General features: G+C 60.8%; 23 protein-coding genes. 2 read left to right on the top strand and 21 right to left on the bottom strand.

The window, feature by feature from the left end:
• Positions 1–62: 62 nt before the first annotated feature.
• The 19 genes from PMI16_RS15995 to infA form a co-directional block, all read right to left on the bottom strand.
• The gene (locus PMI16_RS15995; RefSeq protein WP_007881359.1) at positions 63–677 is read right to left on the bottom strand and encodes a HupE/UreJ family protein; all 615 of its coding nucleotides are present in this window, start codon (positions 675–677) and stop codon (positions 63–65) included.
• A gap of 68 nt (positions 678–745) precedes the next feature.
• Positions 746–1,381, bottom strand: a complete 636-nt coding sequence (gene ureG, locus PMI16_RS15990; RefSeq protein ID WP_007881349.1) for an urease accessory protein UreG — start codon at positions 1,379–1,381, stop codon at positions 746–748.
• Between the two features lie 70 nt (positions 1,382–1,451).
• Positions 1,452–2,132: an urease accessory protein UreF gene (locus PMI16_RS15985; RefSeq protein WP_007881348.1), complete on the bottom strand. Its 681-nt coding sequence runs from the start codon at positions 2,130–2,132 to the stop codon at positions 1,452–1,454.
• A 17-nt stretch (positions 2,133–2,149) separates the two neighbouring features.
• Entirely contained in the window at positions 2,150–2,662 is a 513-nt protein-coding gene (gene ureE, locus PMI16_RS15980; protein ID WP_007881346.1) for an urease accessory protein UreE, read from the bottom strand.
• Between the two features lie 6 nt (positions 2,663–2,668).
• A complete protein-coding gene (gene ureC / locus PMI16_RS15975) occupies positions 2,669–4,369 on the bottom strand; it encodes an urease subunit alpha (protein WP_007881344.1) in 1,701 nt (566 codons plus the stop codon).
• Positions 4,369–4,692, bottom strand: coding sequence for an urease subunit beta (locus PMI16_RS15970; RefSeq protein ID WP_007881342.1), 324 nt, complete (start codon positions 4,690–4,692; stop codon positions 4,369–4,371). Before PMI16_RS15970 ends, ureC begins: the two co-directional genes overlap by 1 nt.
• Before the next feature lie 11 nt (positions 4,693–4,703).
• The gene (locus tag PMI16_RS15965) at positions 4,704–5,006 is read right to left on the bottom strand and encodes an urease subunit gamma (protein WP_007881339.1); all 303 of its coding nucleotides are present in this window, start codon (positions 5,004–5,006) and stop codon (positions 4,704–4,706) included.
• Positions 5,007–5,043: 37 nt separating this feature from the next.
• Positions 5,044–5,949, bottom strand: a complete 906-nt coding sequence (locus PMI16_RS15960; protein ID WP_007881337.1) for an urease accessory protein UreD — start codon at positions 5,947–5,949, stop codon at positions 5,044–5,046.
• A 136-nt stretch (positions 5,950–6,085) separates the two neighbouring features.
• On the bottom strand, positions 6,086–6,784 hold the full coding sequence (urtE, locus tag PMI16_RS15955) for an urea ABC transporter ATP-binding subunit UrtE (RefSeq protein WP_007881335.1): 699 nt from the start codon (positions 6,782–6,784) through the stop codon (positions 6,086–6,088).
• Between the two features lie 32 nt (positions 6,785–6,816).
• On the bottom strand, positions 6,817–7,671 hold the full coding sequence (gene urtD, locus PMI16_RS15950) for an urea ABC transporter ATP-binding protein UrtD (RefSeq protein ID WP_007881334.1): 855 nt from the start codon (positions 7,669–7,671) through the stop codon (positions 6,817–6,819).
• Positions 7,668–8,801 (bottom strand): urea ABC transporter permease subunit UrtC, encoded by a 1,134-nt coding sequence (urtC, locus tag PMI16_RS15945; protein WP_007881333.1) that lies wholly within the window; start codon positions 8,799–8,801, stop codon positions 7,668–7,670. The genes urtD and urtC overlap by 4 nt, the downstream gene beginning before the upstream one ends.
• Positions 8,798–10,414, bottom strand: coding sequence for an urea ABC transporter permease subunit UrtB (gene urtB / locus PMI16_RS15940; RefSeq protein WP_007881332.1), 1,617 nt, complete (start codon positions 10,412–10,414; stop codon positions 8,798–8,800). The genes urtC and urtB overlap by 4 nt, the downstream gene beginning before the upstream one ends.
• A 213-nt stretch (positions 10,415–10,627) precedes the next feature.
• On the bottom strand, positions 10,628–11,881 hold the full coding sequence (gene urtA, locus PMI16_RS15935; protein ID WP_007881331.1) for an urea ABC transporter substrate-binding protein: 1,254 nt from the start codon (positions 11,879–11,881) through the stop codon (positions 10,628–10,630).
• 233 nt (positions 11,882–12,114) lie between these two features.
• A complete protein-coding gene (locus PMI16_RS15930; RefSeq protein WP_443134894.1) occupies positions 12,115–12,948 on the bottom strand; it encodes a ferritin-like domain-containing protein in 834 nt (277 codons plus the stop codon).
• Positions 12,949–13,184: 236 nt separating this feature from the next.
• The gene (gene dapA / locus PMI16_RS15925) at positions 13,185–14,054 is read right to left on the bottom strand and encodes a 4-hydroxy-tetrahydrodipicolinate synthase (protein ID WP_007881329.1); all 870 of its coding nucleotides are present in this window, start codon (positions 14,052–14,054) and stop codon (positions 13,185–13,187) included.
• A 315-nt stretch (positions 14,055–14,369) separates the two neighbouring features.
• A complete protein-coding gene (locus tag PMI16_RS15920) occupies positions 14,370–15,026 on the bottom strand; it encodes an HD domain-containing protein (RefSeq protein ID WP_007881327.1) in 657 nt (218 codons plus the stop codon).
• Positions 15,027–15,257: 231 nt separating this feature from the next.
• Positions 15,258–15,470, bottom strand: a complete 213-nt coding sequence (locus PMI16_RS15915; RefSeq protein WP_007881326.1) for a cold-shock protein — start codon at positions 15,468–15,470, stop codon at positions 15,258–15,260.
• Between the two features lie 246 nt (positions 15,471–15,716).
• Entirely contained in the window at positions 15,717–16,025 is a 309-nt protein-coding gene (locus PMI16_RS15910) for a hypothetical protein (RefSeq protein ID WP_007881324.1), read from the bottom strand.
• A 32-nt stretch (positions 16,026–16,057) separates the two neighbouring features.
• Positions 16,058–16,321, bottom strand: coding sequence for a translation initiation factor IF-1 (infA, locus tag PMI16_RS15905; RefSeq protein ID WP_007881321.1), 264 nt, complete (start codon positions 16,319–16,321; stop codon positions 16,058–16,060).
• 463 nt (positions 16,322–16,784) lie between these two features.
• Between infA and PMI16_RS15900 the strand changes: the two genes are divergently transcribed.
• Together PMI16_RS15900 and PMI16_RS15895 are read left to right on the top strand one after the other, a co-directional pair.
• Positions 16,785–17,039 carry a DUF1488 family protein gene (locus PMI16_RS15900; RefSeq protein ID WP_007881319.1) on the top strand — a complete coding sequence of 85 codons (255 nt, stop codon included), beginning with the start codon at positions 16,785–16,787 and terminating at the stop codon, positions 17,037–17,039.
• A 528-nt stretch (positions 17,040–17,567) separates the two neighbouring features.
• The gene (locus tag PMI16_RS15895; RefSeq protein WP_007881317.1) at positions 17,568–20,267 is read left to right on the top strand and encodes a DbpA RNA binding domain-containing protein; all 2,700 of its coding nucleotides are present in this window, start codon (positions 17,568–17,570) and stop codon (positions 20,265–20,267) included.
• A 190-nt stretch (positions 20,268–20,457) separates the two neighbouring features.
• On the opposite strand, the gene PMI16_RS15890 is transcribed toward PMI16_RS15895, so the two are convergent.
• Positions 20,458–21,762: an LLM class flavin-dependent oxidoreductase gene (locus PMI16_RS15890; RefSeq protein ID WP_007881316.1), complete on the bottom strand. Its 1,305-nt coding sequence runs from the start codon at positions 21,760–21,762 to the stop codon at positions 20,458–20,460.
• Positions 21,763–21,771: 9 nt separating this feature from the next.
• Positions 21,772–22,734 carry a sulfonate ABC transporter substrate-binding protein gene (locus PMI16_RS15885; RefSeq protein ID WP_007881314.1) on the bottom strand — a complete coding sequence of 321 codons (963 nt, stop codon included), beginning with the start codon at positions 22,732–22,734 and terminating at the stop codon, positions 21,772–21,774.
• Between the last annotated feature and the right edge of the window lie 121 nt (positions 22,735–22,855).

The following is a 22,855-nucleotide window of genomic DNA, read 5'->3' as shown; positions in this document are numbered from 1 at the left end:
TCGAAACGCGGCTTTTACATCTGCTCAATCACCGATATGTATCGGCTATTCAAATCAACGTATCAAACGCCTGCGAGCAAATATGCACCCACGGCAGCGATACCAATACCACCGATACGCACAACTTTATCGGCCATCTGCTTGCCGGCGAACAAGCCAATACCCAAACCGGCGGCATGCAACAACGCTGTCGCCAGCACAAAACCAAGGCCATACATCGCCGCCGACGAACCGTGCGGCAATTCGCTGCCATGGGCATAGCCGTGGAACAGCGCAAACAGCGACACCACCATCGTGCTAGACCACAAGGGCATCTTCACCGCAAAGGCGATCAACAGGCCGAGCACCGCAACCGAAGCCGCAATACCGGTTTCGGCTGCAGGAAATTCAAGGCCGGCAAATGCCAGCAGTGCCCCGACGACCATCATCAACGGAAACGCCAACGGCAACACCCACATCGCCGAACGCTTGTTTTGCGCGGCCCACAGACCGACCGCCAACATGGCCAGCAAATGGTCGATGCCGGAGAACGGGTGAGCGAAGCCGGTGCTGAAGCTGGCCGACGCCGTCATCATCGAATCGGGATGGCCAGGGTGTGCGAAAGCGCTGCCTGCTGCCAGCGCGGCGATGGTCAATGCGCCGGCGCGCATGGCAGTCTTGGTGGAAATACGGAACATGTTTTTCTCCTTCATATAAATCTTCGTGGATGCGCACGCGCGCCAGGTTAATCTGAATGACGTGAATCTCAAGCCTGCTTCTTTTCGTCCAGCAAACCTTGTTTGCGGATGTATTCAATCACCGTCTCGACACCGTCGCCGCTGCGCAAGTTGGTAAACACAAACGGACGCTCGCCGCGCATGCGCTTGGCGTCCTGCGCCATGATGTCGAGATTGGCGCCGACGTAGGGCGCCAGATCGGTCTTGTTGATGATCAGCAGATCCGAGCGCGTGATACCCGGGCCACCCTTGCGCGGAATCTTCTCGCCGCCGGCGACGTCGATCACGTAAATCGTCAGGTCCGACAATTCCGGGCTGAACGTTGCCGCCAGATTGTCGCCGCCGGATTCTACCAGTATCAGGTCCAGATCCGGAAAATCTGCGCTCATGCGCGCGATCGCTTCCAGGTTGATCGAGGCGTCTTCGCGGATTGCCGTGTGCGGGCAGCCACCGGTTTCGACGCCCATCAGGCGTTCTGCCGGCAATGCATCGGCGCGCAGCAGGATCTCCATGTCCTCCTTGGTGTAGATGTCGTTGGTGATGACCGCCATGTCGTAATGGTCGCGCATGCGTTTGCACAGCATCTCGCACAGCGCCGTCTTGCCGGAGCCGACCGGGCCGCCGATGCCGACGCGCAATGGATTGGGAGAAGAAGGATTGCTCATGGTTTTCTCGATTAAAAACGGATTCTATAAAAATTCAAAATGGATCTGACCAGTGGATCCGAGATCCACATTAAGAACGGTACAAACGGCTGTACTGCACCTCGTGCTGCATCGACAGCAGCGACAAGCCCGGCGACCAGTTCGACAACTCATCGTCGGCCAACTCCTGCGCCGTCTTTGCCGCAGCTTCCAGCTCCGGCTGCAAGGACAACAGCAAACGTTGCCCGGCGACCTGGCCCAGCGGCACCGACTTGACGCAGACCAGCACCTGATTCTCCGCCCACGCGAACAGCATGCCCAGCAAAGCGGCGTCATGCGGTACGTTCAGCGCCACGGCAGCATACGCCAACGCCGTCGGCAAAGGCACTTCGCCCTGCGCCTGCATCAGACCGAGCAAGGACTCGTCGCCGATCTTCAGATCGATGGCCAGCTTGCTCAGCGAGTAACCCATCTGTATCGTCTCGGCGCGAAACTCGGCCGTATCGCGCGCGGCGATAAAGCGTTCATTCCACAATGCCACCGCGTCCGCATCGCGTTCGGCGAAAGCCCGCAGCAAGCGCCACAAGATCGGCGCCTCGAAGCGGGCGACCACTTCGTGCAGCGAATCGATGATCCAGGCACGCGCGCCGGCCTCGTTCTTCACGCTGCCGTTTTCAATGGCTGCCTCCAGCCCCTGCGAATAGCTGTACGCACCGATCGGCAAGGATGGGCTGGTCAGCTGGAGCAGATGAAGCAGGGCTTGTGCTTGCATGATGTCGATCTGAGGAACTAAGCGGGCTTATCGCCGGGACGATGAATCTTCTGGCGTACGGGGATTGGCGCCAGTGGATGATGATGATCGTCGCCGTGGTGGTGGTGACCGCCGCCATAGGCGCCGGATTCAGGCTCAAACGCAGCTTCTTCCTCCGTCACCAGAGCGCCCAGGCCTTCCAGCATTTCCCTCAGCACAGGATCCTTGCGAATGCGCAGGAAGCCTTCGCCGACCTGCGCCTGCGTGTGGCGGTTGCCGAGGTGAAAGGCGCAACGCAGCAGCTGATGCGGCGAACTCGCCTCGACACGGTAAGTCGCTTCCCTCGCTGCGTTGATCTTCACCACGCGGCCATCGTCGCCGCGCAGCAGGTCGCCGTTGCGCAGCACGGTGCCGCGCACGGTGAAGACGGCGACTTCCTCGCCGGATGTCATGGTCGCGCGCAGGCGGCTCTTTTCGCGCTGGTCGTAGGGCAACAGCAATTCGCCGTCGATGTGTTCGGCGTGTTCGATCTTGGTGTTCAGGGTCAGCATAATTTTTCAGAACAGGAAATAACGTTGCGCCAGCGGCAGGACCTTGGCAGGTTCACACACCAGCAATTCGCCATCGGCGCGCACTTCGTAAGTTTCGGAATCGACTTCCATCTTCGGCGTCGCGCCGTTGTGGATCATGTCGCGCTTGCGCAGATTGCGCATGCCTTTCACGGGCACGACGGGCTTGTTGAGCTTGAGCATGTCGCCGATGCCGGCATCGAAAGCAGACTGCGAGACGAAAGTCATCGAGGTCTTCAAGCCGCCGCCATACGCGCCGAACATCATGCGGTAATGCACGGGCTGCGGTGTCGGGATCGAGGCATTCGGATCGCCCATCTGCGCCGCCGCGATCATGCCGCTCTTCAGGATCATCGACGGCTTGACGCCGAAGAAGGCCGGCTTCCACAGCACGATGTCGGCGACTTTTCCCACCTCCAGCGAACCGACCACATGCGAGATGCCATGCGTGATCGCCGGGTTGATGGTGTATTTGGCGATATAGCGTTTGACGCGGAAGTTGTCGTGGCGAGACGGATCTTGCGCCAGCGAGCCCCGTTGTGTCTTCATCTTGTGCGCGGTCTGCCAGGTGCGCATGATCACTTCGCCGACGCGGCCCATCGCCTGCGAATCGGACGACATCATCGAGATCGCGCCGATGTCGTGCAGGATGTCTTCCGCGGCAATCGTCTCGCGTCGGATGCGCGATTCGGCGAAGGCGATGTCTTCGGCAATCGCAGGATCCAGATGATGGCAAACCATCAGCATGTCCAGATGCTCGTCCAGCGTATTGACGGTGTAGGGACGCGTCGGGTTGGTCGAGGACGGCAGTACATTGCCTTCGCCGACGGCCGCGATGATGTCGGGTGCGTGACCGCCGCCCGCGCCTTCGGTATGGAAGGTGTGGATGGTGCGGTCCTTGAAAGCCGCGAGCGTGTGTTCGAGGAAGCCGCCTTCGTTGAGCGTGTCGCTGTGGATCGCCACCTGCACGTCAAGGCGATCCGCCACCGACAGGCAGTTGTCGATCGCCGCCGGCGTCGAGCCCCAGTCTTCATGCAGTTTCAGGCCGATGGCGCCGGCGTGGACCTGTTCTTCCAATGGCGTCGGCAGGCTGACGTTGCCTTTGCCGAGGAAGCCCAGATTCATCGGGAAGGCATCCGCCGCCGACAGCATTGAATGGATATGCCACGGACCCGGCGTGCACGTCGTCGCCGCCGTGCCGACCGCCGGGCCGGTGCCGCCGCCGATCATGGTGGTGACGCCGCTCATCAGCGCTTCTTCGATCTGCTGCGGGCAGATGAAATGGATGTGGGTGTCAACGCCGCCGGCCGTGACGATCATGCCTTCGCCGGCGATGATCTCGGTGGCGCCGCCGATGGCTATGGTGACGTCGGGCTGGATGTCCGGATTGCCGGCCTTGCCGATGCCGGCGATCTTGCCGCCCTTGAGGCCGATGTCAGCCTTGACGATGCCCCAGTGGTCGACGATCACCGCATTGGTGATGACGGTGTCCATGACGTCTTTGTAGTTGCGCTGCGACTGGCCCATGCCGTCGCGGATCACCTTGCCGCCGCCGAACTTGACCTCTTCGCCGTAGGTTGTGAAATCCCTCTCGACCTCGATGAACAGTTCGGTATCAGCCAGGCGCAAGCGGTCGCCGACGGTGGGGCCGAACATTTCGGCGTAAGCCTGACGCGAAATCTTGGCCATTATTTATTTCCCTTCTTGTCGAGTGCGCCCATCACCTTGGCGTTGAAACCATAGACCTTGCGTTCGCCCGCCAGCGCCACCAGTTCCACCGTGCGCTCCTGACCCGGCTCGAAGCGCACCGCGGTACCGGCGGCGATGTTCAGACGCATGCCGTAACCGACCTGGCGGTCGAATTTCAACGCCGGATTGGTTTCGAAAAAGTGAAAATGCGATCCGACCTGGATCGGCCTGTCGCCGCTGTTGGCCACCGTGACGGTCGCCGTGGCGCGGCCCACGTTGAGTTCGATGTCGCCGGGTTCAACCAGCATTTCTCCTGGAATCATCTCAGTGCTCCTTAAGGAATAGGGTGATGAACCGTGACGAGCTTGCTGCCGTCCGGGAAAGTCGCTTCGACCTGGATGTCGGGGATCATCTCCGCCACGCCATCCATCACGTCGGCGCGGCTCAGGATCTTGGTGCCTTCCGACATCAGCTCGGCAACCGTGCGGCCGTCGCGCGCGCCTTCCATGATGGCTGCCGTGATCAGCGCCACCGCTTCCGGATAATTCAGTTTCAGGCCGCGCGCCTTGCGCCGTTCAGCCACCAAGGCCGCCGTAAAAATCAGCAGCTTGTCTTTTTCCCGTGGAGTGAGTTCCATCGCGTGTTCTCCCTGATGCGTGATGTTTGTATGTTCGTTATGTATTCCAGATGCGCGGCACGATCGCCTCGCGCCGCATCAATTCCGGCCGGATGCGCTGCCATGCATGCGTCAGCCATTGCCGGGCAACCTGACTGGAGTTGCCCAGATAGCGCAGCACCAATACTTGTTTCATTTGCGTCGCGCCGCTGCGGCCATTCCCGTTTTGCGCCAGCGCGCTGGTCTGTTCGCGCAACTCGCCGAGAAAGGCGGCGTTGAGCGGCAAGCCGACCGCGATCAGGGTCGCGCTTACGGTATAACCGGCCAAGGCCAGCGGACTCGTCATGGACGACGTCCCGGCGCGCAAGGCGCCTTGTTCGAACCACACCAGCTTGCCGTCGCGGCGAATGCTGGTGCGCTGGCTGACGCGGCCGTTGACGAAGGATTCGCCCGACGCGGTGCGGCCGAAGCACAGGATCTCGCCGCCGATATACGTGGCGTCGGCAGCCAGCTCAACCTGGTGTTCCATGCGCACGTCGGCGTCGTTGAAGAAAATGGTTTCCTGCGGCAGCCATTCCAGCGCCGCGCCGGCGGTTGCCGTCAGCGCTACCTGCTGCTGTGAGACGAAGCCGTTGGCGCGGTACCATTTGCCGGCACCGGGCGTTGTCAGCAACGCATGCGCGTTGTCGCCGACGTGTGCAGTGATATTCAGCACGTCGCCGCCCAGGATGCCGCCCGGCGGATGCACGATGACGGCATGGCAGACGGCAGGATGTTCGGGATAGAGCGGCTTTTGCACGCGCAGCGGACCGAAGTGGCTGCGCTCGATCATGCGCGTCGTGCCGGCGTCGTCGGCAAAGCCGAGCGTCAGCCGCGCCTGTTCATGGCGCGCGGAAGCCATGGAGGCGACGACGGTTTGGCCGGACTCCGTGACGGCAGCGGCAGGATCAATGATGCGTTTCATGCAGTGTTCTGATTATGGCGACATGAGGGCGAGACGCGCGCGGACCTTCGTTTATAGCAGACCTGCCGCCAAAACGCACGCAGGGCGCACGCCGGCTGGACTTGATAATCCGGCAACTCCGCGTGCATAGCCCGGATCACACCGCCAGGTGTTTCTTGACGTCTTCGTTGTCCATCTCGGCCTGCACGCCCGAGGCGACGACTTCGCCGCGCGACATCACGACGAAGGTGTCTGCCAGCTCGCGCGCAAAATCGAAATACTGCTCGCACAGCAGGATGCCGATGTCGCCGCGCTGGCGCAAGAGGCTGATCACGCGGCCGATGTCCTTGATGATCGACGGCTGGATGCCTTCGGTCGGTTCGTCGAGGATGATCAGCTTCGGTTCGGCCAGCAGCGCGCGGGCAATCGCCAATTGCTGTTGTTGCCCGCCCGACAGATCGCCGCCGCGACGGTGCAGCATTTCCTTGAGCACCGGGAACAGCTCGTACACCTCGCCCTTGATCGTCGACGCCTTGCGGCCGGACTTGGTCGCCATGCCCATCAGCAGGTTTTCTTCCACGGTCAGGCGCGCGAAGATTTCACGGCCTTGCGGTACATAGGCAATCCCCAGTCCTGCGCGTTGATGCGGCTTGAGTCTGGTGATGTCCTTGCCTTCCAGGGTGACGTTGCCGGCGGCGACGGGCAAGACGCCCATCAGGCATTTCAGCAAGGTGGTCTTGCCGACGCCGTTGCGGCCGAGCAGCGACAGGCACTTGCCCTTTTCGACATTGATCGACACGCCGCGCAAGGTATGCGCGGCGCCGTAGTATTGGTTCAGTTGATTGACTTGCAGCATATTCTTTTCGTCCCGGGTTTAGAGCTCTACTCTTAGCGGCCTAAGTACACTTCAATCACGCGATCGTCCGATTGCACCTGCTGCATCGTGCCTTCGGCCAGCACCGAGCCTTCGTGCAGCACGGTCACCTTGCCGCCTTGCGCGATTTCTTCGACGAAGCCCATGTCGTGCTCGACCACCATGATCGAATGCTTGCCGCGCAGTTCGTTGAGCAATTCGGCGGTGCGCACGGTTTCGGCGTCGGACATGCCGGCCACCGGTTCGTCCAGCAGCAGCAATTGCGGCTCCTGCATCAGCAGCATGCCGATCTCCAGCCATTGCTTCTGGCCGTGCGAAAGCAGGCCGGCGACGCGGTTTTCCTGGCCGTTGAGGCGGATCAGTTTGAGGATTTCTTCGATCTTGCCGATCTGTTCCGAATTCAGGCGCGCGAACAAGGTCGTCTTCACGCGCTTGTCCATCTTCATCGCCATTTCCAGGTTTTCGAATACCGAATGCTGCTCGAACACCGTCGGCCGCTGGAACTTGCGGCCGATGCCGGCGTGGGCGATTTCGTATTCCGTCATCCTGGTCAGGTCGATGGTCTGGCCGAAAAAGGCCGTGCCCGCCGTTGGCCGCGTCTTGCCGGTGATGACGTCCATCATGGTGGTCTTGCCGGCGCCGTTGGGGCCGATGATGCAACGCAGCTCGCCGACCGAGATGTCGAGGTTGAGGTTGTTGATCGCCTTGAAGCCGTCGAACGAGACCGTGATGTTTTCCAGATACAGGATGGCGCCGTGAGTGGTGTCGACGCCTTCCTGCTTGATGCGTGCATACGAGGTGCCATGGTCGGCATGCTGGCCGTTATCGACGCTGTCTTGCGGCGCGGCGCGATTGTACATTTCGCTCATGCGGCCTCCTTGGCGCGATCTTGTTCTTCTTGCTTCTCTTGCTTCTTCAGTTTCTTGATCAGTCCCAGGATGCCTTGCGGCAGGAACAGCGTCACGAGGATGAAGATCAGCCCCAGCGCATACAGCCACAGATCCGGGAAGGCGGCGGTGAACCAGCTCTTGAGGCCGTTGACGGTGAACGCGCCGATGATGGGGCCGAGCAGCGAACCGCGTCCGCCGACTGCCGCCCAGATCACCATTTCAATCGAGTTGGCCGGCGACATTTCGGACGGGTTGATGATGCCGACCTGCGGCACGTACAGTGCGCCGGCGATGCCGCACAGCACCGCCGACAAGGTCCACACGAACAGCTTGAACCACAGCGGGTTGTAACCGATGAACATCAGCCGCGATTCCGAATCGCGCACGCCTTGCAGCACGCGTCCCAGCTTCGACGTCACGATGGCGCGGCACAGCAGCAGCGAACCGAGCAGGAAGGCCAGCGTCACCAGATACAGCACCGCCTTGGTCGACGGCGCCGTGATCGTGAAGCCGAGGATGCGCTTGAAATCGGTGAAGCCGTTGTTGCCGCCAAAGCCGGTATCGTTGCGGAAGAACAGCAGCATGAAGGCGAAGGTCATCGCCTGCGTGATGATCGAGAAGTACACGCCCTTGATGCGCGAACGGAAGGCAAAGTAACCGAACACGAAGGCCAGCACGCCCGGCACCAGCACCACCAGCAGCATGGCGAACCAGAAGTGCTCGGTCATCCACCAGTACCACGGATAAGCCTTCCAGTTGAGGAACACCATGAAGTCCGGCAAGTCGCTCTGATACACCCCGTCATGGCCGATGGCGCGCATCAGGTACATGCCGTGCGCATAGCCGCCCAGCGCGAAGAACACGCCGTGGCCGAGCGACAGGATGCCGGTGTAGCCCCACACCAGATCCAGCGCCAGCGCCGCCATGGCGTAGCACATGAACTTGCCGATCAGCGCGATGGTGTAGCTGGAAATCGATAGCGGATGACCGGCCGGGAAGATCAGGTTGAGGATAGGCAGCAGACCCAGGATCACGGTAAAGACCACGATGCCGATCCAGGCCGGACGAGAAAACAGCGAAGGTTTCAATGGGAGATTGAGGGTACTCATTCCACGCTCCTGCCTTTCAGTGCAAACAGGCCTTGCGGGCGCTTTTGGATAAACACGATGATGAACACGAGGATGGCGATCTTGGCCAGCACGGCGCCGGCGACCGGCTCCAGGAACTTGTTCACCTCACCCAGGCCGAACGCGGCGATCACGGTGCCCGCCAACTGGCCGACGCCGCCCAGCACCACCACCATGAAAGAGTCGACGATATAACCCTGGCCGAGGTCGGGACCGACATTGCCGAGCTGCGACAAGGCCACGCCGCCGAGACCGGCGATGCCGCAGCCGAGGCCGAAGGTCATCATGTCGATCTTGCCGGTCGAGACGCCCACGCAATCGGCCATGCGGCGGTTCTGCGTGACGGCGCGCACGAACAGGCCGAGGCGTGTTTTATTGAGGATCAGCCACACCGCGAACACCACGAACAGCGCGAAGAAGATGATCACGATCCGGTTATACGACAGCACCAGCGAACCCAGCACCGTGATGCCGCCCGACATCCAGCTCGGGTTGGCGACTTCGACGTTCTGCGCGCCGAAGATGGAACGCACGCCTTGCATCAGCATCAGGCTGATACCCCAGGTGCACAGCAGGGTTTCCAGCGGACGGCCGTAGAGCCAGCGGATCACCAGGCGCTCCAGCGCGATGCCTACTGCAGCGGCGACGATGAAGGCGGCCGGCAGCGCGACGACAAGATAAGCGTCGATCGCGCCCGGGAAGAATTTGCGGAACACCAGCTGGCACACGTAGGTCGTGTAGGCGCCGATCATCAGCAGTTCGCCGTGCGCCATGTTGATGATGCCCATCAGGCCGAAGGTGATCGCCAGGCCCAGCGCGGCGAGCAGCAGCACGCTGCCCAGCGAGACGCCGTAGAACAGTTTGCCGACGAATTCGGTGATGGACAGGTGGCGATCCAGCGCCGACAGCGTGCGGACTGCTTCGATACGCACGCCTTCGTCGGTTTCGACATAACTGCCGTCGGGATTCCTGGCCAGCATTTGCTCCAGCACCGGCTTCAGGTTGGCGTTGGTGGTCTCGGCCAGGGCCTTGACGGCGGCCTTGCGTGCCGCCGCATCAGGCGCATGCAGGTTGGCGGTGGCGACGACTTGCTTGAGCACTTCCTGGATTTGCGGATCTTTTTCCGCCGCCAGTGCCTTGCTGATCAGCGGCGTTTGGGCGGCATCGGCGGTCTTCAGCAGTTCCGTCGCGGCGGTCAGGCGCGTGGCGCGATCGGCCGAAAACAGTTTGAGTCCCGACAGCGCGCCTTCCACCACGCCGCGCAGGCGGTTGTTGACGGTGATGCCTTCGGCGTCGTCAGGCGCCGGGCCGGTCTTGTCGGTGGCGGGATTGAAGGCTTCGGCGTCTTCGATGATCAGCACGTCGCCGGCGGGCGTGGCGTACAGCGCATCGCTGTTGATGGCATTGAGGATTTTCTGTGCGTCGGCATTGGCCAGCGCAGCAATCTGCGTGACGGCGGCAATCCGCGCATCGGGGTCGTCGCCGGCCAGCGGCTTGAGCAGCGCCGGATCGATCGCGGCATGCGCGCTGATCGCCTGGGTGCACAGCCAGCCTGTGAGCAAGGCGGAGGCAATGATCTTGGGGAGAAGTCTCATGGTTCTTTTCGGTGGCACGGCAAGACGGAAAATAAATCGGTCTTGCGACGCTTATCTGAGATTCATGCACGCACTTCAAGGAAAAACGCATGAGGAGTGCGGCGTTGATTGCACCGGACGGGATGTCGGACGTCCGGTGCAAGGTCTTGCAAACCGCGGCATGGAACATGCAGCGGGTACTGCTCAACTACTCAAGCACGGCAAGCAGCTGCATTACATTTTTTGCTTGCTTTCGTTGCCCGGGATGTACGGGCTCCATGGCTGCGCACGGATCGTGGTCTTGGTCTTGTTGACCACGTTGAACTGACCGTCGGCCTTGATTTCGCCGATCATCACTGGTTTGTGCAGGTGATGGTTGGTCTTGTCCATTTCCAGCGTGTAGCCGGACGGCGCCTTGAAGGTCTGGCCGCCCATCGCCGCGATCACCTTGTCGGTGTCGGTGGTCTTGGCTTTTTCAACCGCTTGCTTCCACATGTAGATGCCGACGTAAGTCGCTTCCATCGGATCGTTGGTCACGACGGTGTCGGCGTTCGGCAGACCCTTGGCCTTGGCGTAGGCTTTCCACTTCTTGATGAAGGCGGTGTTGACCGGGTTCTTCACGGATTCGAAGTAGTTCCAGGCTGCCAGGTGGCCGACCAGCGGTTTGGTGTCGACGCCGCGCAGTTCTTCTTCACCCACCGAGAACGCCACGACAGGCACGTCGGTCGCCTTCAGGCCGGCGTTGCCCAGTTCCTTGTAGAACGGCACGTTGGAGTCGCCGTTGATGGTCGAGATCACTGCTGTCTTGCCGCCTGCTGCGAACTTCTTGATGTTGGCGACGATGGTCTGGTAATCGGAGTGGCCGAACGGTGTGTAGACTTCATCGATGTCGGAATCCTTCACGCCCTTGCTATGCAGGAAGGCGCGCAGAATCTTGTTGGTGGTGCGCGGGTACACATAGTCGGTGCCCAGCAGGACGAAACGCTTGGCGCCGCCGCCTTCTTTCGACATCAGGTATTCGGTGGCGGGGATGGCTTGCTGATTAGGCGCCGCGCCGGTGTAGAACACGTTCTTTTCCAGCTCTTCGCCTTCGTACTGGACCGGGTAGAACAGCAGGCTGTTCAATTCCTTGAAGACCGGCAGCACCGATTTGCGCGAGACCGAAGTCCAGCAGCCGAACACGACGGAGACCTTGTCCTGGGAAATCAGCTGGCGCGCTTTTTCAGCGAACAGTGGCCAGTTGGATGCCGGGTCAACGATCACGGGTTCGAGCTTTTTGCCCATGACGCCGCCGTTGGCGTTGATTTCATCGATTGTCATCAGCGCCACATCTTTGAGCGATGTTTCGGAGATGGCCATGGTGCCCGACAGCGAGTGCAGGATGCCGACCTTGATGGTATCCGCGGCGAACGCGGCTGGGAGCCAGGAGGATGCTGCAAGTGCGAACGCGCCGAGTGCTGTTGCTTTTAGGATAGTGCGACGTGACATGAAGTGCTCCTACAGTTAGAAGAATCAATGAGAGTTGGTTGACTGCCTTTCTGCTTTAGCAGATTGCGTGCCAATGACAATTCGTCAATCTCTCTCGATTTCTCGAACTTTGTAGAAGCGGATGTGCGCTATAGCACCATTTTGGTGATGGTAAAAATAGTGACGGTGCGGCGAATCCCGATTTGCCCCAAACATGAGCAATTTGGTGCAAATCAGTGAAGGGGTGATTGTTTTTAGCGCAAAAACACGTGTTGCATCAGCTGTTGTATCGGATATTGCACCCAGGCCTGCACCCGCGGCGACAGTTCCAGCGGGCGCATGATCATCTTCAGCGTCATCTCCGGCGTCAAATTGGTGCGAACGGTCGTGCTCATGCGCGCGCTCAGTTCTCTTAAATAGGCAGTGTCATTGGCACGTGCCGGATCGCGGAATTTCAGCACGTGGCGGATGGCGCAGTCGGCGTCCTCGTTGCGCATTTCCAGCGTGCGGCGGCTCAGGGTGCCGAGCACGCGTGAACGGCCGATGCCTTCACGCTCGCGGTATTGGCGGAAGTAGCGATAGAAGTGCTTGTAATGATTAACCTCGTCATTGGAGATGCGCGCGGCCAGATCGCGCAGCACCGGTTCCTTCACGCTGCGCGACAGCGCCCGGTAATACGTGGCGGTGCCGGTCTCGACCACGCAGCGGGCCGCCATCTCCAGCGCCTTGGTCGGCTCCAGCAGCTCGACCTTGCAGTAAGTGGCGTACTCGGCGAGAAAGCTGTCGTAGGCGCTCTGCCAGTCGAACTCGGGCCAGACGTGTTCGACATAGGCGCGCAGGGCGCGGCCGTGTTGCAGTTCCTCCGCCTCCCACTGCCCGCGTAGCCAGGCTGCAACTTCTGCGTTGTCGCTGAAGAAGTCCAGCAGGTTGTGCGTATAGAGGTCGGAGCCGCTTTCGACGAAGGAGGCGCAGGCGACCAGATAGAAGGTATTTTCGTCGTTGCGGACGCGTCGCAGATCGATGCGGGAAAAATCCAGGTCGGCGATGCTCCAGCGCGGTTGATGGTGCTGTTCCTGACTTGCCACGATAACTCCTCGACAATGATGAGATGGAAATATGACGAGGAGAAAACAGCTTGGTTCGCAAAGAAAGATGAGCCTTTTGTAACAATGGCGGATTTATCCTGCATCGCATTTCCAATCTGGCAATGTGAAAAACCGCCGGTGGAATGCGAGCGACGACGGTTGCATTGACTTCAGCAATGCGTCGTTCCGTGATTCCGCCATTTCTGGATACCGGCGTCCTTCGGTTTTTCGATATGTGTTTACAAGCAACCGAGTCGCAGCAATTCACGTTGCAGTTTTTCTCGCAATGCCGGCGAACTTGCCTGCATCGGCGCGCGCAATTCGTCGCGCACCATGCCCATCAATGCGAGCGCCGTCTTGATCGGCGCCGGATTCGGTTCGGTAAACAGCAGGCGAATCAGCGGCAGCAAATCGTAGAAGACGGCGCGTGCTTCATCGATGCGTTGCGCGCGCACCAGTTGCGCCACGCGTACGAACAGGTCCGGACGCAGATGTGCCGCTGCCGTGATGGCGCCGCTGCCGCCCAGGCAGAGCGTGGTGAAAATTTGTTCATCCTCGCCGGACAAGATGCATAAACCGCCATGCGTGATCAGGTCCATGGTTGCGCCCATGCTGCCGCCGCAATCCTTGACGGCGACGATGCGTTCATGCGCGGCGAGCGAGAGTATCGTGGCGGCGTCGATGTTGATGCCCGAGCGATAAGGGATGTTGTAGACGATCACGGGTGCGTTGGCTGCATCCGCCATGGCGAGATAAAAAGCGCGCAGGCCTTCTTGCGAAGGGCGAATGTAATACGGCGCCGGAATCAGCAAACCGGCAATCCGGCGCTGCTGGATTTTCTGCATCTTTTCCAGCATGGCCGCCTGGCGGTTGCCGGCCAGCCCCATCATCACCGGGCAGTCGGGCACGGCGGCGATGATGGCGTCCAGCACCGCCAGTTGTTCGTCGTCGTCCAGTGCAGCGGCCTCGGCGGTCGAGCCGCAGGCCACCAGCCCGCTTATGCCGGCGTCAACCATGCTGCGCGCCAGCGCCTGCAAGGCGGGAAAATCGATACGACCGTCGTGAAACGGCGTGATCAGGGGAATCCAGATTCCGTCGAAAGATGTCATTGCTGCTCTCCATTGAAGTACTGCATTACAGACCGTCGAATGTCTGTCGGCAGGTGCAAGGAAGAGGTAGCGAGGGGGAACGTGTCCGGTCTGCGTTTGCCATCCTGTCAGCCCACCTGACAGGACAGCGCGCCCCGGTCAGATGAGCGACTGTTTCTTTTGTTTACCGGCGGCTGCTGCGCGAGCGCGTGTCTGTGCAGCCAGGACGAACAGGCTGAGCGACAACAGGCAGGACAGGGCGACGATAATCATGAAGATCAATGCGTGATGTAAAAAACGATGGATCGATTCTAGCAGCATTTCCAGAAAGAGATTTCAGGCGGCGCCGACGCCGTTCCATTCCGCCGCAAACGTCGAACGGAAATCGCGTAGCCATTGCATGCGTTCTTCACCAAGCTTGCGGCCGGCGACGGTCTGCATGCTTGCCGGCAGCGTTTCCAGCTTGCAGGCGATATGGTCGAGCGCGTAGCGTTTGTCGTCCAGCGCGCGCCGTGCGCCGAGCACGTCGTCGGAATGCGCCAGCTGGCTGCCCATGCGGCCTGCGGTATAGAACAAGCGTGCTAGGCCGACCGCACCGAGCGCGTCGAGTCGATCGGCGTCTTGCACGATCTTTGCCTCTGTCGTTTCAGGAGTAATGCCGGCGGAAAAACTGTGCGCTTCGATCGCATGTGCCACACCTGCGAGTTTGTCTGCGGGGAAACGCATCGCCTCCAGATGACGGCGAGCCAGTTGCGCGGCCTGCCTCGACGCCATGTGCCGTTGCGGATTGTTCTTCGGCAGGTTCACGAGATCGTGCAGATAGCATGCCGCCTGCACGATCAGCGCATCGGCTTCGGGGTGCGCGCGTAGCAAGGCGTGCGCGGTGTGCCACACGCGATGCAGATGATTGATGTCGTGCGCGCCGTCGTTGTCGGCGAGCTTGCCGGCCAGCGCGACAAACCGTGCTGGCCAGTCGTGCAGAGGAAGATTCATGAACAAGAATTGAGAAATAAGGGAACAGCGATGATAGCGGAAGCGCACCGGCTGGCCGGAAAGCGCAAGACGAAAAAAAGCCCGCCGTAGCGAGCTCTTTTTATCTGCGGTTTCCCGCAGGGTGCCGGATCCGATCGGCAATGACCCATGCTATCTGCGTGGTGTCACCGGCGACGTACGAATCCGGACTTGCATGCGCGAAGACCGTGGTCTTCGCGTCAGAACATTCGATCAGATAGGACGAATGTTGGTCGCTTTTTCGCCTTTAGGACCAGTGCCGCGTTCAAACGAAACGCGTTGGTTTTCAGCCAGGCTCTTGAAACCGGTCGACTGGATGTCCTGGAAATGCGCGAACAGATCGTCGCCGCCTTGATCAGGCGTGATAAAGCCGAAGCCCTTGGAATCGTTGAACCATTTGACTGTGCCGGTTTGTGATGTAGACATGTTTTACTTCCTTGAAAAAATGAGGGACGACGCCCGAAGCGCACCCGAGATCAAGCAAGATGTAACCGAAGAGAGTCAAACAGAGATGGCTTGTGAACAAGCGCAAGGGAGAGAGACCGACAATAACGACGACTTGATGTAAGTGCAGAATTCAATATACAGGTAAATCAGAGACTTACCTAAGCATATCGTGATAAATGGAGATTTATTTCGTCAAGCCCGGCTCGCAAGCTCAGCTCAGTGATCTCAGTTATAGCCGTAGGTCGGCGCAGGTGCGCGTTGCTGCAACTGCGCGATGGCGCGTTGCAGGCGCTCATCGATACGCTTGCTGCGCGAGGCATTGCCCGCGGTGGTCAGTTCCAGTTCGCGAAAATACACGCGCACCGATTTTGCCGCCGTCACCAATTCCAAGCGATGCGCATGTTCATGCGTGAGATCGGCGCCGATGTCCCACACGCAATCGGCGATCTCGACCTCGAGCGCAAGCGCGATGGACAGCGCCTTGGCGGAAATCGCCGCAGCGCCTGCAGAGCGTTCGATGATGGTGTCGGACATGGCGCGGTTTCCAGTGTGGACGTCAGGTAACTTTAATAGCGACGACGTTGTTGTCCGCCGCCGACCGGTCCGCGCTTTTCCAGGTGACGGAAAGTGATGCGGCCCTTGCTCAGGTCATAAGGAGACAGTTCCAGCGTGACTTTGTCGCCGGCCAGGATGCGGATATGGTTTTGGCGCATCTTGCCGGAGGTGTAGGCGATCAGTCGATGACCGTTTTCCAGATTGACGCGAAAGCGCGAGTCAGGGAGGACTTCTTCGACGAGGCCGTTCATTTCGAGTAATTCTTCTTTAGCCATGGTGGTTTCCAGGTAAGGCGCTCGACGGGCGAAACAGGCACGCAGCAATCGAGCTGCACGGCATTCGCCAGAGAACGCAGAAAAAAGAGACCGGTTGCCGCGCGAGCGGACCAGTGCGATTTTGCTTTTCGTTCAGGTGCCCAAACAAGGACACACAAAAAGACTTTTGCGCCGGAAGTACAACGTTGCCGGCACAGGACGGTTACTACGGGACGGGCCGACTGCTCGGGAACGACAGAAGCACGACCGGAAAGAGTGGAGACGGGCAATGCGACGGGCCAGTCCGGAAAAGGGCGAATCGCCCGACTAGGCGCTATTATACCCTGTTGGCGCGGCGGCGGCCGGATAAGCCCGCGCGGAGCCCGAAAAAGGGGTGGGAAAGCCCGCCGTTTGCCGATTTTAATTGCTATTGGCGACGCTTGCGCGCACTATAACTGGATTCTACGATTGAAAGTGAGCTGTCATGTCTCAAGCGTCAACCGAAGTGAAAATGACCAAAGCGGGCATCGTTTTTTCCGTCTGCGTCGAATTCGTCAATCGCGAGTGCTTCATCTCCAACGAAGCGCTGATCAAGCTGGCCTCGCAGATGTTTACCGCCATCGGCCCGATGCAAACCTTTCGCGAGCTGGAACCCAACATCACCGGCGTCGCCCGCCGCATGGTGCGTGCCGGCGTGCAGGGCACACCGCTGCAACTGACGCCCAATACCTTTCAATAACACCAACTATTGCACGCAATCGCCGCCGGGAATGGTCGCCATGATCGTCGCGGCTTGATTGCCGTTCGGCACTTATTAGAACTCATTTCATAAATAGGCGTGAGATGCGTTCTTCCCAGAAAGGGTGCTGGCAAGGCGTGCGACGCGTCGTGTGCCGGGGCACACGCAAGGAGCACAACGCGGCCAGCGCCCTTTCTGGGAAGAACCCGTAGGGAGCGGCCTGTTTGGGCGAATTGCCGCGTTACGAATCAGGGTCAAGACGCCCAGTCTTGACCCCGATTCGCGCCTTGCACTTCATCCCAAACAGGGTAAGCTCGCACTCACGCCTATTTATGAAATGAGTTCTAGTAGCGGACTTGGCGTCCGCCGCAGCATTTTTCTCTCGTAAGATCCCTGCCGGCGACGTGTCGGCGGAAGCAGCTTCCCTGTCGGTGTTGCAACTTAACTTCGCTGATTCCGTCACAAGCGAGTAAACTGCGTCACCATCCGGCCGCGCCCTGCGGCCTAAAAGAACCTGTGAGTCTCACCATGTCCGAAGCACCTCTCCCCCAATTTTCCGATCTCAATCTCAGCGAACCGCTGCTGCGCGTCCTGAAGGAACTCGGTTACGAAACACCCTCGCCGATCCAGGCCGCCACCATCCCCACCTTGCTGAACAACCGCGACGTGCTGGGCCAGGCGCAGACCGGCACCGGCAAAACCGCGGCGTTCGCCTTGCCGATCCTGTCGCGCATCGACATCCGCCAGACCGCGCCGCAAGCGCTGGTGCTGGCGCCGACGCGCGAACTGGCGATCCAGGTGGCCGAAGCATTTCAGCGCTATGCCACGCACATCCCCGGTTTCCACGTCTTGCCTATTTACGGCGGCCAGAGCTACGGCCCGCAGCTGAGCGCCTTGCGCCGCGGCGTGCACGTGGTGGTCGGGACCCCCGGCCGCGTGATCGATCACCTCGACAAGGGCTCGCTCGATCTGTCGCAACTGAAGACCATGGTGCTCGACGAAGCCGATGAAATGCTGCGCATGGGTTTCATCGACGACGTCGAATCGATTTTGCAAAAGACCCCGGCCACGCGCCAGACCACGTTGTTCTCCGCGACCATGCCGGCCGTCATCAAGCGCATCGCCAAGACCTATCTGCGCGACCCTGCGGAAATCACCGTCGCCGCCAAGACCGGCACCGCCGAAAACATCCGCCAGCGCTACTGGCTGGTCAGCGGCATGCACAAGCTCGACGCGCTGACGCGCATCCTCGAAGTCGAACCCTTCGACGGCCTCATCATTTTTTCGCGCACCAAGCTCGGCACCGAAGAGCTCGCCGGCAAGCTGCAGGCGAGGGGTTTTGCCGCCGCCGCCATCAACGGCGATGTCCAGCAGCAACAGCGCGAGCGCACCATCCAGCAATTGAAAGACGGCCAGATCGACATCCTGATCGCCACCGACGTCGCCGCGCGCGGCCTCGATGTCGAACGCATCAGCCATGTCATCAACTACGACGTCCCTTACGATCCGGAAAGCTACACCCACCGCATCGGCCGCACCGGCCGTGCCGGACGCAGCGGCGAAGCGATCCTGTTCATCACCCCGCGTGAAAAGAATTTGCTCAAGAGCATCGAACGCTCGACGCGCCAGCCGATCACGCAGATGACCTTGCCGAGCGTGCAGGCCGTCAATGACGTGCGCGTGGCGCGCTTCAAGGAACAGATCGGCGAAACGCTGGCCGACGGCGGTCTCGACATCTTCCGCTCGCTGATCGAAGACTACGAGCGCGAACAGAACGTCACCGCGGTCGACATCGCCGCAGCGCTGGCCAAGATGGCGCGCGGCGACGTGCCGTTGCTGCTCGACAAGAACCAGCGCGAGCCTGAATTCGTCCGTAACGACGACCGCGCCCCGCGCGAACGTCCGGACCGCTCGCCGCGTGCAGAGCGTGGTGATCGTGGCGATCGTGGCGATCGCCATGAACGCACCGAGCGCCCGAGCTACGCCGCCAAGGAGCGCATCGTCCGCGCCGCCGATCCCGGCATGCAGACCTTCCGCATCGAAGTCGGCCATCAACACGGCGTCAAGCCCGGCAACATCGTCGGCGCGATTGCCAACGAAGCCGGCATGGATTCCAAGCACATCGGCCGTATCGAAATTTATGACGACTACAGCGTGCTCGATCTGCCGGACGATATGCCTGCCGATCTGATCGACCATCTGAAATCCGTGCGCGTCGCCGGCCAGCAATTGCAGATCAGCCGCGACGACGGCAACGCCACCGCTGCGCCGCGTGCCGCACGGAGCGAGCGTCCGGAACGTGCCGAGCGCACCGATCGTCCCGAGCGGGCTGAACGTGCAGAACGTCCGGAACGCACTGAGCGTCCGCGCCCGACCAAAGCCGACTTCGCCGCCCACACGACACAGACGTACCGCATCGAAGTCGGCCATGAGCACGGCGTCAAGCCGGGCAACATCGTCGGCGCCATCGCCAACGAAGCCGGCATGGATGCCAAGCACATCGGCCGCATCGAAATCTTCGACGACCACAGCGTGCTGGATCTGCCGGGCGACATGCCCGACGATTTGCTGCAGCATCTCAAGAAGGTCTGGGTCGCCGGTCAGCAGCTCAAGATCAGCGTGACCGACGAGCGTCCGCCGATGCTGCGTGCCGAACGCGGTCCGCGCACCGACCGGGACAACGGTCGCGGCGACGATCGTCCTGCACGTGCCGAACGTACGGAGCGCGTTGAGCGTCCTGAGCGCACCGAGCGCACGGAACACGCGCCGGTCGAAGAGCCGCGCAAAACCAAAACCAAGGAAAAGGGCAAGCCGGAGTTCCAGATGCAGACCTTCCGCATCGAAATCGGCCGCGCGCATGCCGCCACGCCCGCCGGCATCGTCAACGCCATCGCCACCGAAGCCGGGCTCGAAGCCAAGCACATCGGCCGCATCGACATCCACGACGACCACAGCACCCTGGACCTGCCTGCCGGCATGCCCAAGCCGCTGCTGCACCAGTTGAAGGCGGTGGAGATCGGCGGCCGCAAGATGAACATCAGCATCATCGGCACCGGCACCGAGCATCACGACAAGACCCCGGCGAAGAATTCCACGCCGCCCAAGGTCAACAGCAGCGCACGCGCCGGTCGTCCGGGCGACAAACGTTCCGACAAGCGGGATGCGCGCCCTGATACGCGTGCCTCGGGCAAGGCTGCGCCGCATCGCAAGGGCGGCAAACCTGGGTAAGCTGAGGTAAATCAGTAGGGTGAGATGAAAAACGGCGCGAAGTCACTCGTGCCGTTTTTTTTGATGCAGCTGTTCGGCTCACCCTGCCGCCACCAGCCTTTTCGATCTATTACCGTCGTCCCAGCGAACGCTGGGTCCTGACTTTCGTCAGGACGACGGCGATGGCGCATGTACGGGAAGAGCGAGGACTTCAGCGCAGATGAGCGCGCAAAGTATCGCCCTCGTAATCCCAGCGGAACAGCCCGCGCCGCTGCAACTCCGGCACCGCCAGATCGACGAAATCGTCGAAGCCTTCCGGCAGATGCGTCGGCGTGATCACGAAACCGTCGGCGCCTTGCTGTGCGACGATGTGTTCCATCCAGTCGGCGATGTCTGCCGCCGTGCCCGCAACTTGCGGCACCAGCACGCCGCCGGCATACAGGCGACCGATATCGGCCAGCGTCAGGCTGCCGTCGCGCGACAGCTCCTTCACCAGTTTGAACAAACCCTGCATGCCCTCGACCTGGATGTCGTCCACCGGTGCATCCAGTGCATATCTGGAAAAATCCACGTTCATGTGGCTCGACAGCGTCGACAGGCCGACCGCCGGATCGACCACGGCGTTGTGGCGTGCGCGCTGCTCTTCCGCTTGCTCCTTGCCGGCGGCGACAAACGGCATGACCGCGGTCAGCACCTTGATGTCCTGCGGTCGCCGCCCGAACTTTTCGGCGCGGCTTTTCAGATCCTGATAGAAGCGCTGCATGCGCGCCAGATCCGGCTGGATGCCGAACACCACCTCCGCCCAGCGCGCCGCAAAATCCTGCCCGCGATGCGACGATCCGGCCTGGATGATCACCGGGCCGCCCTGCGGGGATGCGGGAATGTTCAGCGGGCCGCGCACGTTGAAATGTGCGCCGTGATGATCGATGGGATTGACCTTGTCGGGATCGGCGTAGCGTCCGCTCTCCGCCTCCAGCAAGAGCGCGCCTGGTTGCCAGCTGCGCCATAGCTTGTGCGTGACATCGAGGAATTCGTCGGCACGATCGTAGCGCTCGTCATGTCCCAGCGTTTCGCGCAAACCGAAATTGTCGGCTTCGCCCTGATTCACCGACGTCACCACATTCCATGCCGCGCGTCCCGCCGACAAGTGATCGAGCGTGGAAAACTCGCGCGCCAGGCTATACGGTTGCGAATACGTCGTCGAGCGCGTGGCGCCCAGGCCGATGCGCGAGGTCACCGCTGCAATTGCTCCCAGCACCGGCAACGGATCCATGCGCGTCGCATCCTGATCGCCGTACGCCACGCCATAGCGATGGTCGCCGCCGAAGCGCGTCGACACCGCCAGCCGGTCGGCAAAAAACAGCAGGTCGAACTTGCCGCGTTCCAGCGTCCGGGCAATGTGTTTGTAGTAATCGAGCGTGAGGAAGCCACCCGGCCGGCTCTGCGGATGCCGCCACAGCACCTGGCTGTGGGCGGCATTGCCGGCGATGAGAAAGGCGGCGAGATGTATGGTCATGACACAGGCTTACAGCAGCGCTTCGCCGTAGACCTTGTCCTTGACCTGCACCGGATTCTTGATCAGGTTCAGTTTGTAGAAGGCTTCGACGATTTGCTGTTGTTCCTGGATGATGCCGGCATCGATGGGCACGGTGGTGTAGTTGCGGCGCTCCGTCGCCAGGCGCAGGACCTTGGCGTCGACGCCCAGTTGCGGCGCCAGCAGGTCGGCGGTTTCCTGCGGATGGGCCTGGGTCCAGCTATTGGTCTTCTTCAGCTCGGCGAACAGGATGCGGATGATGTTCTTGTTCTGGTCGACGAACTTCGGCGTGGCCAGATGGAAGGTGCGGTTGTTCGACAGGCCGGTGCCGTCGCGCAGGATGCGCGGGCGCGTCGCCAGTTCCTGACCTGCCAGGAAGGGATCCCACAAACCTGCCGCGTCGACGTTGCCCGATTGAAAGGCCGCGCGTACATCGGCGGCATTGGAGACATACACCGGCACGATGTCGTTGTAGCTGAGTCCGGCTTCTTCCAGTGCGCGCACCAGCAGATATTGCACATTCCAGCCGCGACCCAGCGCGACCTTCTTGCCTTTCAATTCCCTGATCGAACGGATGGGTGAATCCTGCGCGACGAAGATGCCGATGCCTTTCGGATAGGGCTGCTCGGCGGCCAGATAGACCGCATTCACGCCGGAAGCATTGGCGAATACCGACGGCGTGTCGGCGGCATGGCCGAAATCGATGGCGTCGGCGTTCAGGGCTTCGGTCAGCTGCGGCCCGGCGGCGAATTCGAACCATTTCACTTTCCAGCCCAGCGGCGCCAGCGCCTTTTCCAGGTTGCCGGTGCCTTTGAGAATATTGAGCGTGTTGAACTTCTGGTAGCCGATGCGCAGCGTGCGCTCTTCGGCCGCGCTGCTCCATGCCGCCGCCCCCGCCAGCGTTGCCGCAGCCGTCGCTTGCAAAATCAGGCGGCGCTTGTTCGATGTTGTCATGTCCTGCCCCGTAGAATGTGGTGGGCATCAAGACTAAACAAATCGATGGCGATTCAGAACGAATGCTTTCGATGATGCTTAGGCGATTTCTGCATATTCTCGGGCGGGGACAACCAGACAA

The organism is Herbaspirillum sp. CF444 (assembly GCF_000282135.1).
GTDB lineage: Bacteria > Pseudomonadota > Gammaproteobacteria > Burkholderiales > Burkholderiaceae_D > Herbaspirillum.
Note: the sequence above shows the minus strand (reverse complement) of the source record. Positions and strands in the feature narration are given on the sequence as shown.